15 protein-coding genes are annotated in these 14,854 nt (G+C 38.5%); 3 read left to right on the forward strand and 12 right to left on the reverse strand.

Going from position 1 to position 14,854, the window contains the following annotated elements; genetic code table 11:
- Nucleotides 1–76: 76 nt before the first annotated feature.
- From hrcA to gpr, 6 genes are all read right to left on the reverse strand, one after another.
- The gene (hrcA, locus tag G6554_RS03040; protein ID WP_166238887.1) at nt 77–1,108 is read right to left on the reverse strand and encodes a heat-inducible transcriptional repressor HrcA; all 1,032 of its coding nucleotides are present in this window, start codon (nt 1,106–1,108) and stop codon (nt 77–79) included.
- 92 nt (nt 1,109–1,200) lie between these two features.
- Complete coding sequence (hemW, locus tag G6554_RS03045) at nt 1,201–2,340, reverse strand: radical SAM family heme chaperone HemW (RefSeq protein WP_166238624.1); 1,140 nt, start codon at nt 2,338–2,340, stop codon at nt 1,201–1,203.
- 127 nt (nt 2,341–2,467) lie between these two features.
- Nucleotides 2,468–4,303: a translation elongation factor 4 gene (gene lepA, locus G6554_RS03050; RefSeq protein ID WP_166238626.1), complete on the reverse strand. Its 1,836-nt coding sequence runs from the start codon at nt 4,301–4,303 to the stop codon at nt 2,468–2,470.
- Nucleotides 4,304–4,422: 119 nt separating this feature from the next.
- Entirely contained in the window at nt 4,423–4,749 is a 327-nt protein-coding gene (locus G6554_RS03055) for a DUF3679 domain-containing protein (RefSeq protein ID WP_166238628.1), read from the reverse strand.
- A gap of 19 nt (nt 4,750–4,768) precedes the next feature.
- Nucleotides 4,769–5,974 (reverse strand): stage II sporulation protein P, encoded by a 1,206-nt coding sequence (gene spoIIP / locus G6554_RS03060; RefSeq protein ID WP_166238630.1) that lies wholly within the window; start codon nt 5,972–5,974, stop codon nt 4,769–4,771.
- Nucleotides 5,975–6,094: 120 nt separating this feature from the next.
- Entirely contained in the window at nt 6,095–7,213 is a 1,119-nt protein-coding gene (gene gpr, locus G6554_RS03065) for a GPR endopeptidase (protein ID WP_166238632.1), read from the reverse strand.
- A gap of 207 nt (nt 7,214–7,420) precedes the next feature.
- Here gpr and rpsT point away from each other — a divergent pair, with 207 nt between their 5' ends.
- Nucleotides 7,421–7,681: a 30S ribosomal protein S20 gene (rpsT, locus tag G6554_RS03070; protein ID WP_166238634.1), complete on the forward strand. Its 261-nt coding sequence runs from the start codon at nt 7,421–7,423 to the stop codon at nt 7,679–7,681.
- A gap of 42 nt (nt 7,682–7,723) precedes the next feature.
- On the opposite strand, the gene holA is transcribed toward rpsT, so the two are convergent.
- Entirely contained in the window at nt 7,724–8,740 is a 1,017-nt protein-coding gene (gene holA / locus G6554_RS03075; protein WP_166238636.1) for a DNA polymerase III subunit delta, read from the reverse strand.
- A 293-nt stretch (nt 8,741–9,033) separates the two neighbouring features.
- Here holA and G6554_RS03080 point away from each other — a divergent pair, with 293 nt between their 5' ends.
- Nucleotides 9,034–9,168 carry a YqzM family protein gene (locus G6554_RS03080; protein ID WP_166238638.1) on the forward strand — a complete coding sequence of 45 codons (135 nt, stop codon included), beginning with the start codon at nt 9,034–9,036 and terminating at the stop codon, nt 9,166–9,168.
- Between the two features lie 68 nt (nt 9,169–9,236).
- Here G6554_RS03080 and G6554_RS03085 read toward each other — a convergent pair whose 3' ends face one another.
- The 3 genes from G6554_RS03085 to G6554_RS03095 form a co-directional block, all read right to left on the reverse strand.
- The gene (locus tag G6554_RS03085) at nt 9,237–11,555 is read right to left on the reverse strand and encodes a DNA internalization-related competence protein ComEC/Rec2 (protein WP_166238640.1); all 2,319 of its coding nucleotides are present in this window, start codon (nt 11,553–11,555) and stop codon (nt 9,237–9,239) included.
- Between the two features lie 82 nt (nt 11,556–11,637).
- A complete protein-coding gene (locus tag G6554_RS03090) occupies nt 11,638–12,051 on the reverse strand; it encodes a deoxycytidylate deaminase (RefSeq protein WP_166238642.1) in 414 nt (137 codons plus the stop codon).
- A gap of 72 nt (nt 12,052–12,123) precedes the next feature.
- Nucleotides 12,124–12,777 (reverse strand): helix-hairpin-helix domain-containing protein, encoded by a 654-nt coding sequence (locus G6554_RS03095; RefSeq protein WP_242637747.1) that lies wholly within the window; start codon nt 12,775–12,777, stop codon nt 12,124–12,126.
- Between the two features lie 85 nt (nt 12,778–12,862).
- On the opposite strand from G6554_RS03095, the gene comER reads away from it, so the two are divergent.
- On the forward strand, nt 12,863–13,696 hold the full coding sequence (comER, locus tag G6554_RS03100; RefSeq protein ID WP_166238644.1) for a late competence protein ComER: 834 nt from the start codon (nt 12,863–12,865) through the stop codon (nt 13,694–13,696).
- A 54-nt stretch (nt 13,697–13,750) separates the two neighbouring features.
- On the opposite strand, the gene G6554_RS03105 is transcribed toward comER, so the two are convergent.
- Both G6554_RS03105 and rsfS read right to left on the reverse strand, forming a co-directional pair.
- Nucleotides 13,751–14,500 carry a class I SAM-dependent DNA methyltransferase gene (locus G6554_RS03105; protein WP_166238646.1) on the reverse strand — a complete coding sequence of 250 codons (750 nt, stop codon included), beginning with the start codon at nt 14,498–14,500 and terminating at the stop codon, nt 13,751–13,753.
- On the reverse strand, nt 14,497–14,853 hold the full coding sequence (rsfS, locus tag G6554_RS03110) for a ribosome silencing factor (protein WP_166238648.1): 357 nt from the start codon (nt 14,851–14,853) through the stop codon (nt 14,497–14,499). The genes G6554_RS03105 and rsfS overlap by 4 nt, the downstream gene beginning before the upstream one ends.
- Nucleotide 14,854: the final 1 nt, after the last annotated feature.

Here is a 14,854-nt window from a genome sequence, read left to right on the forward strand (position 1 = left end):
CATGTAAAAAAACTCTATTTTCATGGTAAAAGGGGTGAAATTAAAGGCATTCCACCCTTACTCAATATTACCAGTGCTAATTATTTTGATACAATTTTGTCAAGACTTCAGTCAAATCACTGCTTAAAAATTGGAGTAAACCGATTACACGTGAATATTCCATTCTCGTTGGACCTAGGATAGCAATTGTACCCAATTTTTCTTGACCAACTGCATAGGAGGCAGTGATTAGGCTGCAATTGTCCATGGCAGTAATATTATTTTCCGTGCCAATTTTGACATGGATTCCTGCAGAGTCTTTTCGAATTAAATTATAAATCCATTCTTCCTGATCGATCATCATCAGGAGTGTACGGATCTTTGAAATATCATGAAATTCCGGTTGGCTTAAGATATTTGTTTTTCCACCAAAGAATAGCTTTTCATGGATTGGCATCTTTAAAGAATCAGCGATTGTATGCAGTATTAAATCATAATTATGAATGTGCTGCCTTAAAAGCATCGCTACTTCCTTATAAATCTTATCGTTTAAATTCTCTAAAGAAACACCTGAAAGCCGATCATTTAAAATATTCACCGTTTTTTCTAAATCACTTGCATCCACAGAGACTGGTAATGAGAAGGTTCGATTTTCAACATGTCCTGTATCCGTAACAAAAATGGCTACCGCTGTCTCTTTGTTCAACGGAATGATTTGGATTTTTTTCAGCTTATTTATGCTTACGGCTGGGCCAAGAACAATCGAGGTATAATTGGTCAGCTCCGAAAGAATTTTGGCCGATCTTTGAATGATCTCTTCAAACTCGTAAATCTTTTCAGCAAAAATGGACCTGATAATCGATATATCCTGCTGATTTACAACTTGAGGAGGCAACAAATGATCTACATAATACCGATAACCTTTTTCTGATGGCACACGACCTGATGAGGTATGTGTCTTTTCGATATACCCCAACTCTTCAAGGTCAGCCATCTCATTACGAATCGTAGCCGAACTAAAGGAAATTTCCTCCTTTTTCGACAAGCTTCTTGAGCCGACTGGTTGGGCAGATCGAATAAAGTCATCAACAATAACTTGCAGAATTAACAATTGACGATCTGTTAACAACATTCATCACCTCTGTTAGCACTCATCATTACCGAGTGCTAATTATACTAATAAATTATCAAAAAAGGATATATGATGTCAATAAAAAGAACCTAGATTACACCTAAAAAGGCCTGAAACACTTCATTTCCTAAAAAACGGCCACTTTTAGTTAAATATATATGATTATCCTTCACTTCTATCCATTGTTTATTGACTAAATCCTGAATTTCCTTTTCAAACAAATCAAGCGGATTCAATGAAAATTTCTCGATAAAATGTGGAATTGAAACGCCTGCTGTTTTCCGTAAACCAAGAAACATTTCTTCTTCCATTTGTTCTGCTTTCGTTACTGGATGTTCTTCAAAGACTGGTAGCTGACATGCGTTTATTTGTTCGATATATCTTTTCAACGGCCCCGAATTTGATCGTCTAATCCCATTCACATAGCTATGGGCACCAGCCCCAAACCCGTAATAATATTCATTATTCCAGTATGTCAAATTATGCCTGCTTTCATAGCCCGGTATGGAAAAATTGCTGATTTCATATTGATTAAAACCGTTCTTTTCCATTTCCTCCATCAATATTTCATACATGCTTGCTTCGATATCCTCACCCGGGGTAGGGAGCTTGCCTTTTTTCAGTAAATTATAAAAGACTGTTTTTGGTTCAATGATCAATGAATATGCTGAATAATGGGTGATATTTAAAGTAAATGCCTCTGCTAACGTTTCTTTAAAATCTTGAACCGTTTGCGTCGGTAAACTGAAAATAAGATCTACGCTGATATTTTCAAACCCAATCGTTTTAGCATTATCAATGGTTTGATATACATCCCTCGCCGAATGGGTACGGCCGATTTTTTTTAATAACGTTTCATTAAAGGTTTGAACACCAAGGCTGATTCGATTGACTCCCGCATCTTTTAATATTTGTAATTTTTCCTTCGTTAAGTCACCTGGATTTGCTTCAAAAGTAAATTCCAATGACTCACTCATGGGCAAATGTCGATTCACACTCTCACAGAACCGATATAATTGCTGTTCGTTTAAGGAAGTTGGTGTACCGCCACCAACAAAGATAGTCTGTAATGAATCTGTCGGCACCTGTTCAAGTGTTAACTTCATTTCTTTGTCTAGCGCCTGCAGATAATCATCCACGGGCTGCCCTTTTAGAAATACCTTATTAAAATCGCAATAATGGCAAATATGCTCACAGAATGGGATATGAAGGTATGCTGCTTTGATCATGTTTCCACTTCCTTACAAAAATAATATAGTGTTCCAAGCTACCCACTTGCGTCGCTCCGCCCCTTTCCCATATAAAAAGAGGCAGGACCACCTTAAATCGGGGCTTGTCCTCACCTCAGCTAGTTTTTTATTTTTTTGCGTTATTGTCATCCATTTTTAAAACTGCCATAAACGCCTCTTGAGGTACTTCAACGGAACCTACTTGTTTCATCCGCTTTTTACCTTCTTTTTGTTTTTCTAATAGTTTACGTTTACGGGAGATATCGCCGCCATAACATTTTGCTAATACGTTTTTACGCATCGCTTTAATTGTGGAACGAGCAACAATTTTTTGACCAATTGCAGCCTGGATGGGAACCTCAAACTGTTGCCTTGGAATGAGTTCTTTCAATTTCTCAACAATTACTTTTCCACGGTCATATGCAAAATCTTTATGAACAATAAAGCTTAATGCATCCACTTTTTCCGCATTTAACAATATATCCATTTTTACAAGACTGGATGGTTTATATCCAATCAGTTCATAATCGAAGGATGCGTAGCCTCTTGTGCTTGATTTTAACTGATCAAAGAAATCGTAAACAATTTCGGCCAATGGAATTTCATAGACAATACTGACCCGGTTTTCACCTTGGTATTGCATATCAATGAAAATTCCCCTCTTGAACTGACAAAGCTCCATAATTGCACCGACATAATCATTCGGAGCCATCATTGTTGCTTTCACGTAGGGCTCTTCCACACGGTCAATTTTTTGCGGGTCAGGCAGGTTTGATGGATTATCAACTTTCACCTCAGAACCGTCAGTCATATGGACATGATAAATTACACTTGGGGCGGTAGTGATTAAATCAATCTTGAATTCCCGTTCAATCCGCTCCTGGATGATTTCCATGTGGAGCAGTCCTAGGAATCCACAACGAAAACCAAAGCCAAGGGCTTGTGAGGTTTCAGGTTCAAATTGGAGAGCGGAATCATTTAATTGCAGCTTTTCAAGTGCTTCACGAAGATCATTGAATCGGGCTGTATCGATTGGATAAAGACCGCAATATACCATTGGATTTAGCTTTCGGTAACCAGGAAGCGGCTCGACAGCTCCATTTTTTGCGTTTGTAATCGTATCCCCGACACGAGTATCACCGACATTTTTAATCGAGGCTGTTAAAAAGCCAACATCACCAACAGTTAATTCTTCCAGCATCGTTGCTTTCGGCGAAAACACACCCACTTCATTTACTTCAAACTCTTTTCCGGTTGCCATCATTTTGATTTTATCGCCAACTTTAACAGTACCATCCACAACACGAATATAAGCAACAACACCGCGATAGGCATCATATAAGGAATCAAAAATCAAGGCCTTTAATGGGGCGTCTGGATCTCCCGTTGGGGCCGGCACCGCTTTTACCACTTGTTCAAGGATTTCTTCTATCCCTATTCCAGCCTTTGCAGATGCTAACACCGCTTCCGAAGCATCTAGTCCGATGACCTCTTCAATTTCATTGCGAACCCGTTCCGGCTCAGCACTAGGCAAATCAATTTTATTGATAACTGGTAAAATTTCAAGGTCGTTATCGAGTGCAAGGTAAACGTTCGCTAGTGTCTGTGCTTCAATTCCTTGCGCTGCATCGACAACTAAGACAGCCCCTTCACAGGCAGCAAGACTCCTTGATACCTCATAGGTAAAATCGACGTGTCCCGGTGTATCAATTAAATGGAAAATATATTCTTCGCCATCTTTTGCTTTATATTTTAACTGGACAGCATTTAACTTTATGGTAATCCCACGTTCTCTTTCTAGATCCATTGAATCCAAAAGCTGATCCTTCATCTCACGGGATGTTAAAGCATTGGTTTTTTCTAATATACGGTCAGCTAATGTTGATTTCCCATGGTCGATATGGGCAATAATCGAAAAATTTCTAATTTTTGCTTGGCGTTTCAGTCTGTCTTCTCTATTCATGGTAGTTCACTCCTACTATTCTCGCACATATACACTATTTTTGATTATATCAGCAGAGAAAGATGGAAATCAATGCTTTTAGAATAAAATAACGGCACCAAAGGCGCCGCAATTTCATATTAATCTGCAATGAGATGGATAATTTTTTCCGATGCGCCTGATATTCCGTCAGACATTTTCTTCCCCATCGAAGAGAAGAAATTAAATGCACTTATTTCCTCTAGCTTTTTCTTTTTCGCCTCGAGATCATGACTGGAAACATCATTCCCAAGGAAAGAGGCACTAATATTATTGTTCGTTTCATGGATAGAGACAGCATGTTGAAAATTTGGGTCTTCATACCCCTTCAACTTATGAATCCCATTACCCGCCAACTGCATGCCGGTTAAAACGGAGATAAGCATGAGTGCTGCAACAAACACACTTTTTACCATAAACATTTTCATTTGAAATGCTCCCCTGCCGCTATTGTTTATCAGTGGATTGATTATCATCTTGATTCACTTTTTCTGCTTGCCAGTAATATTCACTAAACACATCTGCAAGGGCATCTGCTGAATTATTCAATTCTTCAAACGTATTATCAACTCCGCCAAATTCGACCAATATAGCTTTGTCAGATAAATTCTGATTGTAAACCCCATTATTACCAGAAGCATTTTGAATTTTTACTCCCCAGCTTAGGCCCTTATATTTGCTTTGTAAAAGATTATGAAGGTCAGTTACTAACTTCGCATTTTTTTCGTAATTTGGATTTTTACCACCTACGATAAATGAGAGTTTTGCGTAGGGTTTTCCATTTATAGTAACGGTTGTTTGATCTTTACGTTTTGCATCTCGATGCACATCAATAAGATAGGTTAGATCACGATTAGAGGCCATCGCAGCTTGTACAATACTACCAGATTCCTTGTAAGCACTTGGCATTTTCAATCCTTTTTTTGTTAAATTCCCCATTACATCTGTTTTATCAATGACTGTTCCGATTCCTCGATCTTCTAAACTCGATTTTAGCTGATCACCAATCTTAGTGACGTTGATTTGAGAATGGTACGCTAAATTCGGATTTGTCACACCTTTAAGATACGGTAAATAGGATTCCCGATTATGGGAGAAATAAACATATACAACGTTTCGATTACCGGTTGTTTGTCCTGGCGATGGTGATGAATTTTCCTTTGTCGGTTGATCTAATCCTTCTAAGTTCTGCAATGCTGCCTCACGCTCAGCCTTCATGATATCAATTGGAGGTGATGACTCAATCGGCATATTCGTATAATTCGTCCCTTCACCTGCAACTAGAATTTTTCCATCAAATTGAAAGAACCCGGGAAGTTCTCTTCCAAGAAGGCTTCGAGGATCATCAAGATTGATATTGTTTGATAATTTAAACACCAAACTGGTTAGTTTTGGAGCCGAGGCCCAATTATTTTCCGCTTTTAAAAAATGATGATTTTCCCAGCCCATTAATTGATAGAGCAATTCTCCATTTACGTTTGTTGCCGCTTGATTTACGGAGGCAGACATAATTCTATATTGCGGCTTTAACGAGGTTAAGAGCCCGCTAATAGAAAAGACCAAGATCAAAAATAATGATAGTGCAGCAAAGATTTTTAGTAAGCTTGTCCCTTGAACAATTAAAAACGTGCCTGATGTTCTAGCCTTCTTCATAGTTCCACCTCGCATGAACGATTCTAGTAAATCATATGTAATTACTAGAATTGGTAGAACAAAAAAATTGGTCGAATGAAAAAGGAGCCTCTGCTTTATCAAGTAGGCTCCTGTAACGATTCATTTTGTATAGTAGCCGGCATTTCCTTGGTCGACTGCACTATGAAGTGAAGCATTTAACCCATTGGCAATTAAGTTGGCCATATCTTCAATAAACACATCTACTTCTTTAGGTGTTACCATTAGGTTATGCCCAATTGGCGAAAGTACCTCGTAAATTAATTTTCTTTTTTCATCCTCTGGCAGCGTACCAATCATTCCCAGAAACGTCTTCCGGTGCTTTTCTTCAGGCAGATCCTCTTCCGTTAGTTTTCTTTTTTCCCCAAAGCTCATTCCAGCTGGGGCAAGCGCTCTAGAGGGACGATTACCTTCCCTCAATTCCTTTCCAAAATGCTTCAGAATGAAATCAATGGTATCACTAGTAATCGAAACGGCATCAACAACCGTTGGAACTCCAATCGCAATAACAGGGATGCCTAAGGTCTCTTTACTTAGTTCTTTTCTTTTATTACCAACGCCTGACCCAGGATGTATTCCAGTATCGGAAATTTGAATGGTCGAATTAACCCTTTCAATTGATCTTGATGCCAACGCATCAATGGCGATAACAAAATCAGGTTTTGTCTTTTCAACAATACCGAAAATGATATCGCTTGTCTCAATCCCCGTCAGCCCCATCACACCTGGCGACATGGCACTAACGGAACGGTAACCTTCTTCGACATTTTCAGGTTGAAGCTGGTAAAGATGCCGGGTAATCAATAAATTTTCACAGACCATAGGACCTAGTGCATCGGGGGTAACATTCCAATTACCAAGACCGACAACAAGACAGGAATCTGTTTTCTTGATACCTGATCCTTCCAAGAAATAAGCGAATTCTCGGGCAAAAATCTCCTCTACCTTTTGCTGAACCTCGGTATTTTGCTGCCTGATGCCTTGAACCTCCATCGTTAAATACCGTCCAGCTTTTTTACCAAGGTGCTCTTCGCCTTGTTTCGTTACCTCAACCAATGAAATTTTTATATCGTCAACATCTTTTTCTTTGATAATGACGCCTTCAATTTGCGAAAGGTTTTCCTCTTGCCCCACTGATTTCCCGGCAATCACCATTTCCCTTGCTTCAATAGCCAAATCAGTTCGAACGGAGTACTGACTTAAGTCAATCGACTCTTCCATTTTCATTCACTCCTAACGCTATAAATAGAAACTATTTCCTATTTTTGCCCTATACACTATAAAACATGCAGGTTAATTGTTTATCGGTTTTATTTGTGTATTGCAAAATAGGCTCCTGTTTGATAAAATACTTCTTGTTCTGAATTATTATGGATGAATGTACAGTCGAGTTCATATAGTCTCGATTCTTTGTAGGAGGTGAATGGAATGCCTAACATTAAATCTGCTATTAAGCGTGTAAAAACAACTGAAGCTAAAAATGCTCAAAATACAACTGCTAAATCTGCAATGCGTACAGCTGTTAAGAAAGTAGAAGCTGCTGTTACTCTTAACGACGCTACTGCTGCTAAAGAAGCATTAGTTACTGCTGCTAGTAAATTAGACAAGGCTGCTGCAAAAGGTCTTATCCACAAAAATGCTGCTGCTCGTAAAAAATCACGTCTAATGAAGAAATCAAACGCTCTTTAATAAGCACAAAAAAACGATTCCCACTAGAGGAATCGTTTTTTTTTATTTTTTTAACCTAAATAATAACATCTCGATCAATAATGATTTATTCATCCCGCCCGTTTTCATTTGGAAGTCTGCTTCGGCAATAAGGTTCATTAAGTTTGATAATTCTTCGTCGGTAAACTTACCAGCTTGTCCAAGTGCAAGTTTTACTCTGAAAGGATGCGTCTTCAAATAACTGGCAATTTGTTGCTGCCCATAACCTCTTCTTGAAAGCTCCTTTACTTGATAAATCAACCTAAATTGACCGGCCAGCAACGCCAAAATTTTGATTGGTTCTTCATTTTGTTTTAACAAATCATAATAAATGCGTAACGCCTCATCGAGCCGGCGCTGTACTACTTTTTCAATCAAGGTAAAAATATTTTGTTCAAGTGACCTAGCCACAAGCCTGTCAACCAAATGCACATCAACACGCTTTTCCTCAGCGGCATATAAAGATAATTTGTCAACTTCGCCAGCTAGCATAAACATATTTGTGCCCACAAGCGTAAGCAAATGCTCAATCGCATTTGCCTCAAATTCAATACCGCTGCCCTTAATTCGTTCTTTTACCCAATTTTTCAATTCATGTTCATTTAATTTTTTGGCCTCAACTAATTCTGCATTTCTTTTTAGTTCCTTGGTTATTTTTTTTCGTTCATCTAATTTTTCATAAGGGGCTGAAATAACTAGCACCGTATATGGAGCAGGCTCCTTCAGATAAGCCTCAAATTTCACTAAATTATGATCCACCTTCGCCCTTGATTTCTCCGCAGTTAAAAAGGTGGGATTATGTAAAAAAACAACCTTACGTTCCCCTAAAAAAGGAAAGGTTTCGGCATCTTCTAATGCCACATCAATGGGTGTTTCATCTAAATCATATGCAGAAAAGTTAAAGTCCTTTTCTTCCTCGTCTAAAATATGGTTAAGCAGTAATTGTTTTGTTTCATTTATTAAAAATGCCTCTATTCCATATATTAAATATAAAGGAGAAATTTCGTTTTGTTTAATTTTCCGCCAAATATCTACTACCATTTTGTCCATCTCCCTCATATCTTATCGTAATGAAGCTTGGACAATTTGACAAGTACTTAATGAGAATTAGCACTTATCTAATAAGTGCCAATTCCCGATCTATAATGAACGCCTGCAATATATGCCCCTATGGTCATGTATTGTCTGGCGGAGTTCCTTTTGTAATCATAGTGTAGCCTTTGCCGAGTCATACTATATTGACAACTCTTGTCAATATAGGAAGCAAGAAAAGGAAAGCTGGATTTTTTCAAACAAATGGCTTATACTATAGGATGAAATAGGAGGGGTGCACTATGAACGAATTTGAAAAAAATCCGCAATATACGCGTAACGATGCGATTGATTCTGGAATTGGATTTGGGGTTTCCTTCGGTGTTTTCGCTTTAATGTTTATTATTGCAACTGTTGTTAAGCTAATTGGTTCATAATGAATAGCTACATATGGTAACGAAGAGCTGCAATGAAGTGCAGTTCTTTTTTATTAGAATACATTATACTATGGCAGATAGGTTGAAAAGGTTCCTTTCCCATGATAAAAACGGTAGGTAATCGCCCCTTGCTGATCAGTACGAAAAATAATGCTATTTGTTTCTTTTAAAAGATCTAATACTTCTTGATGTGGGTGACCAAAACGATTATTTTCACCGGCAGAAATGAGCGCTACTTTCGGTTTAATATGCTTGATAAAAATCTCACTGCTCGATGTCTTACTTCCATGATGACCTGCTTTTAGAACATCTATTGTCAAATGAGGATATTTTTTTATTATTTTCTCCTCCCCTTCCTGATCAAGATCCCCGCCAAAAAACCATCTGACTCCCCCTAAACGGGCAACGAAAGCAATCGATCCGCTATTCCTTTCGCCGGTAAAGTTTTTTTCAGGAGACAGGACGAAGAATTCGCTTTTATTTTCTTTCCATTGATCACCCACTGAAACTTTAAAGACCGGAATTCCTTGTTTCCTTGCCTCCTTGATGATAGCAAGCTCTGTGGTAGACGGTTCAGTCATAGATGGCATTAGAATTTGCTTCACCTTAAGCTCAGTTAAAATGGATAGGGCTCCGCCAATGTGATCCATATCCCCATGTGTAAGGATTAATTTGTCAATTTGTGTAATTCCTTTTCCTTTTAAATAAGGAAGTACCACATCCCGTCCCACCTCAAATGGTTTGGAACGCTTCCTCCACTTTTCTTCAGCAAAGCTTATTGTTCCACCAGTATCGATTAAATAGTTACCCTTTCCATGTGGGAGATGGATCAAAATACTATCTCCCTGACCAACATCAATCATGGTCACTTCTCCATAAGGATTTACCCAGTTCCAAAAAGGTTGAACAGTAAATAGGATGGCAGCTAGTAAAAATAGCTTTTTCGAATATACACCTGCTTCCCAATTGTAAAAAACAGCAAATATAAGGAAAAGGTAAATGATGAGAATAATTAGGTGAGGTTTTCCAGGTATGAAATGGGCGAGGGGGAAATCTGCTAGAGTCCCAATCAAATAATTGAATAGGTGAATGATTTTTAAAAAAAGGCCAATAAGAATTTGCGGCGTATGTCTGAACAGAAGTTGAAAGAAAAACAGTACATATAGTCCCGGTAGATAGACAAAAGAAAAAAGCGGGATATACAGCAGATTTGCTAAAATACCAATCATTGATATTTCGAAGTAATGGTAGAGCAATAATGGCAATGCAGCAAGTTGTGCTGTTACCGATGTAATCAGCATTCGTACCCCGTTTCCCTGGTAACCAGTTAGGATATGCGGGGCTGAAAGAATTATTGCATAGCTAACGGAAAAGGAAAGCTGAAAACCAACATCAAATATCACCAATGGAGTAATAAATAAACAGACGATTAATGCCAAACTAATTGCATCAAGTGGTAAAAGCTTTAGACGGCGTTTCCATTTAATCGTAATCAAGACTAGGAAAATCATTAGTGCAGCCCTGATAACGGATGATGAGCCCCCAGTTAGGATGACATAAACGGGCAGCAAAACTAAAAGAAAATTGGTCATGAATTGTCTGGTAAGCCCACAACGAATCCCCATATAAAAAACCATTCCGATAAGCAGGGAAACATGCAGGCCAGAAATAGCTAATAAATGAACAATCCCTGTTTTTTGGTAATCCCCCAGTAATTCAGGATCAAGCATATTCCTGTCGCCAAAAATTAATGCTGCAGATAATGAGGCTATTTCCGGTGGAAAATGCTCTTCAAGGAAACGGACCCCGGAAAAACGAAGTTGTTTAATTAACATGATTGGGGATGATTTCAATGGGGAACACGATTGAAGCGGATTTTCATTCATCTCTAAAATCCAATAAATTTCTTTTGAAGACAGATAGGAACGGTAATTAAATCCATTTGGATTTTTGGCTATGGCTGGTTTTTCCATGGTGCCTGACACCCTGCAAACGCAACGAAAAAAACTTTTATTCTTCAAAAACTCTTTTTCCTTTTCAGATTTCATTTGGTAACGGATGAGAAGTTTTTCCTGGAATTGTTTTTCTACTGCCTGCACTTGTAGGAGATCACCATCAATTTTTGGATCTTGGGTGTATTCAATAATGAGCTTGGTATCCGATTCCGTGATGATCGATTTATGATTGATTTCAGTCCATTCCCCCGCCAGGAAAAGAGCAGTAAAAAGGAGGATAACAGTTAAAAGTTGACCACCGCGGAATCGTTTATATTTTGTTAATAAATAAAGATAAATAATTGTTAATAGGAGAAAAGGAAGAAACATAACAAGAGCGGTTAGAACGCCTAATAAAGCTGAAAGGGCAAAATAAAGATATTTTCCATTCATTGTTTTTTCTCCATTATGTGTTTTTATAAAGGTACCCAATTTTTCAAGAGCAATCTGTATACGTTCGTTTACCAACAAAAACTCATTTAATATAATGAACGACTTCAATATCCTTTAAAAAATACTCATTCCATTTATTAGGATAGGCATTTTTAAATACAATCTTACTAATGCCCGCTTGTGCTAAAGTCTTAGAACATTTTTCACATGGTTCATGCGTTACGTAAGCAGTTGCCCCCTTTATTAGATCACGGTCAGAGTGTAAAACTGAATTTTCCTCAGCGTGCACAGTGCGAATACATCTACCATCCGGTGTAAGTAAACATCCAACATCTTCACAATGGTCATGTCTATGGATAGATCCATTATAACCAGTTGAAATAATATGGTTATCCTTGACTAACACACATCCTACATGTAACCTGGGGCAGGTCGAACGAGTCGCAACAGCTTCTGCAATTCCAATAAAATATTCATCCCAATCTTTACGAGACACTCAGTTTCCCTCCCAAAAAATTTCTATATAGTAAGTTTACTGGTCTTTGTCCTTTTCGGTCAAATGAAAGGATCAATGAACCACTATTAGATCTTTTAACTTTTCAAACGTCTTATCCCCGATACCGCTTATATTTTTTAAATCCTCGACTTCTTTAAAGGAACCGCTGGTATTCCGATATTCAATAATCGCGGTAGCCTTTGCCGGTCCAATACCGGGAAGGTTTTGTAACTCCTGCTCATCCGCTTTATTAATATTAATTTTCCCTTTGCCTTGACTAGCAGCGCTTGATGCTAGTCTATCTTCCCCGGATGAGCCTGTTGTTGCGGCTTCTCCATCCTCCCCCATAGCTGGAATGTAAATCACCATTTCATCCTGCACATGTTCGGCAAAATTCACCTGAGCTTGATCAGCCTGTTCTGTTAACCCCCCCGCCCTGCCAATCACATCGATTACCCTCTCTCCAATATTTGACTGGTATACTCCAGGTAGTTTTACCTGCCCCTTTACATCGACCATGATTTTTTCTGGCAGTTTAGCAGCTTCATTTGTTTTTGTACGATCGACGGGTTCCTTTCCCTCTGTTTGGAGATTATTTTCTTCAACAATAGAATTCATCGGAACGGGCTCCACATTATCCAGAGCATAAAAATAATAAAGACTTCCACCAACAATAAAAATAACGGCAATCACGGCTAGTTTATGTTCAATCAGCCAGTCTTTCAAGAGAATCCATCCTTTCAAAGGTATATTTTACTTCCATTTTTCATATGGTTATAAAAGAATATTGCATGCGAAGGAGGGTCGGAACATGAATATAGGTGTCGTCGGAACCGGAAATATGGGGACCATTATGGTAGAGGCTTTGATTGACGGAAGAGCCATTTCCCCTTCTTCAATGATCATTACAAACAGAACAAAATCAAAAGCCTTGCTGCTTAAAGATAAATATAAGGAAATTAGGGTTGGGGCGAATGCAGAAGAGGTAGCGTCTCAATCTGATTTGTTATTTATTTGTGTGAAACCACTTGACATATTTACTATGCTGGACAGGATCAATCCATATTTAAGCCCTGAAAAATGCATTATTTCAATAACGAGTCCCGTCAGTACAAGCCAGATTGAAAAAAAGGTATCTTGTTCAACGGTCCGGGTGATCCCAAGTATCACCAACCGTGCATTATCTGGGGTGTCATTACTAACATATGGAGATAACTGTAGTGATCATTGGAGGAAAAAAGTAGAGAAATTAATTTCGAAGCTATCTGTGCCAGTTTGTATCGATGAAAACATAACCAGGGTTGCCTCTGATATCGTAAGCTGTGGACCTGCATTTTTCAGCTATCTGCTTCAGCGTTTCATTCAAGCAGCTGTAAAAGAGACGGAAATTGATAAGGAGACTGCCACCATATTTGCTAGTGAAATGATTGTCGGCCTTGGTGAACTATTAAAACAGGGCCACTATACTTTACCATCATTACAGGAAAAAGTTTGTGTGAAGGGCGGTATAACGGGTGAGGGAATAAAAGTCCTTGATAACGAGCTAGGGGATACGTTTGAACACCTTTTTCAAGCAACACATGCAAAGTTCAAAGAAGATTTGGATAAAGTGGAGATTCAATTCTCTAATCTTAATTCGCTTTAATTTGACAAAATCCTTCTAAAAAAGCCATCTTTTTTAAAAAAAAGATGGCTTTTTCTACTTTTTCTTAGCAACAAAAAAGATTCGCTCAGAATGTGCAAGCGGCGAACTATGTTCGAAGTCAGCAGCGACCTCCAGTACTTTAAAGCCGGCAGATTCCAACCAATTTGAATATTGCTCTATAGGATATGTTCGTTGAAAATGAACTTCATCAAAGCGGTCATATTTCTTTGTCTGTTCATCCAAAACGAAAAAGCTTAACTCGTGTTCAACACTATTCGGATGATCACCGGGGAAACTGTTCCAAATATAAGATACTTCTTCCTCATTTAATGCAAAAGTTTGGTTAATGAAGCCTTGGGTCATTTTAAAGATTGAATGAACATCAAAAATGAAGATTCCATCTTCGTCCAAATGGTCCAAAACAGTTGCAAATGTAGAGGTTACCTCTTCTTCGGTTAAAAGGTAATTTAATGAATCGCAAAAAATGCCGATCACATCAAACCGTCCCTGACCATCCAAATCAGCCATATTTTGCTGAAAAAAAGGAATCCTTACTCCTTTATCTTCAGCCTTTGCTTGTGCTACAGCAAGCATATCCTCTGACAAATCAACCCCGGTTACTAAATAGCCTTCTTTAGCAAAACGAACAGAGAGCTCACCTGTACCACAGGCTAAATCCAGCAATCGCGGGGTCCCCCTATGGTTATACTTCGCGAGTATGTCCTTGACAAACTGTACCCATCCATTATACGGGGCATCCAACATTAGTTCATCATACAAATAGGCAAACTGTTCATAACTCATGTATTCAGCTCACTACGAAGGTCTACAAGCGGTGCATCGCCCCATAAGCGTTCTAAATTGTAATAGCTTCTTTCCTCACGATGGAAGACATGGGCTACAACATCACCTAAATCAATTAATACCCATCTTGCTTCATCAAAACCCTCAATCCTCTTCACATCATAACCGAATTCCTGTGCCTTTTCCTTCATTTCTTTAGCAATTGCCTGTACCTGTTTATCCGAATTACCATGACAGATAATAAAGTAATCCGCAATTGAGGAAATCCCATTCATATTAAGAGCCAGAATATCTTCAGCTCGTTTATCGTCCGCCGCTTTTACAGCAATTTTTAAAAGTTCTTGGTTCTCCATT

Source organism: Bacillus sp. MM2020_4, from assembly GCF_011250555.1.
GTDB lineage: Bacteria > Bacillota > Bacilli > Bacillales > Cytobacillaceae > Neobacillus.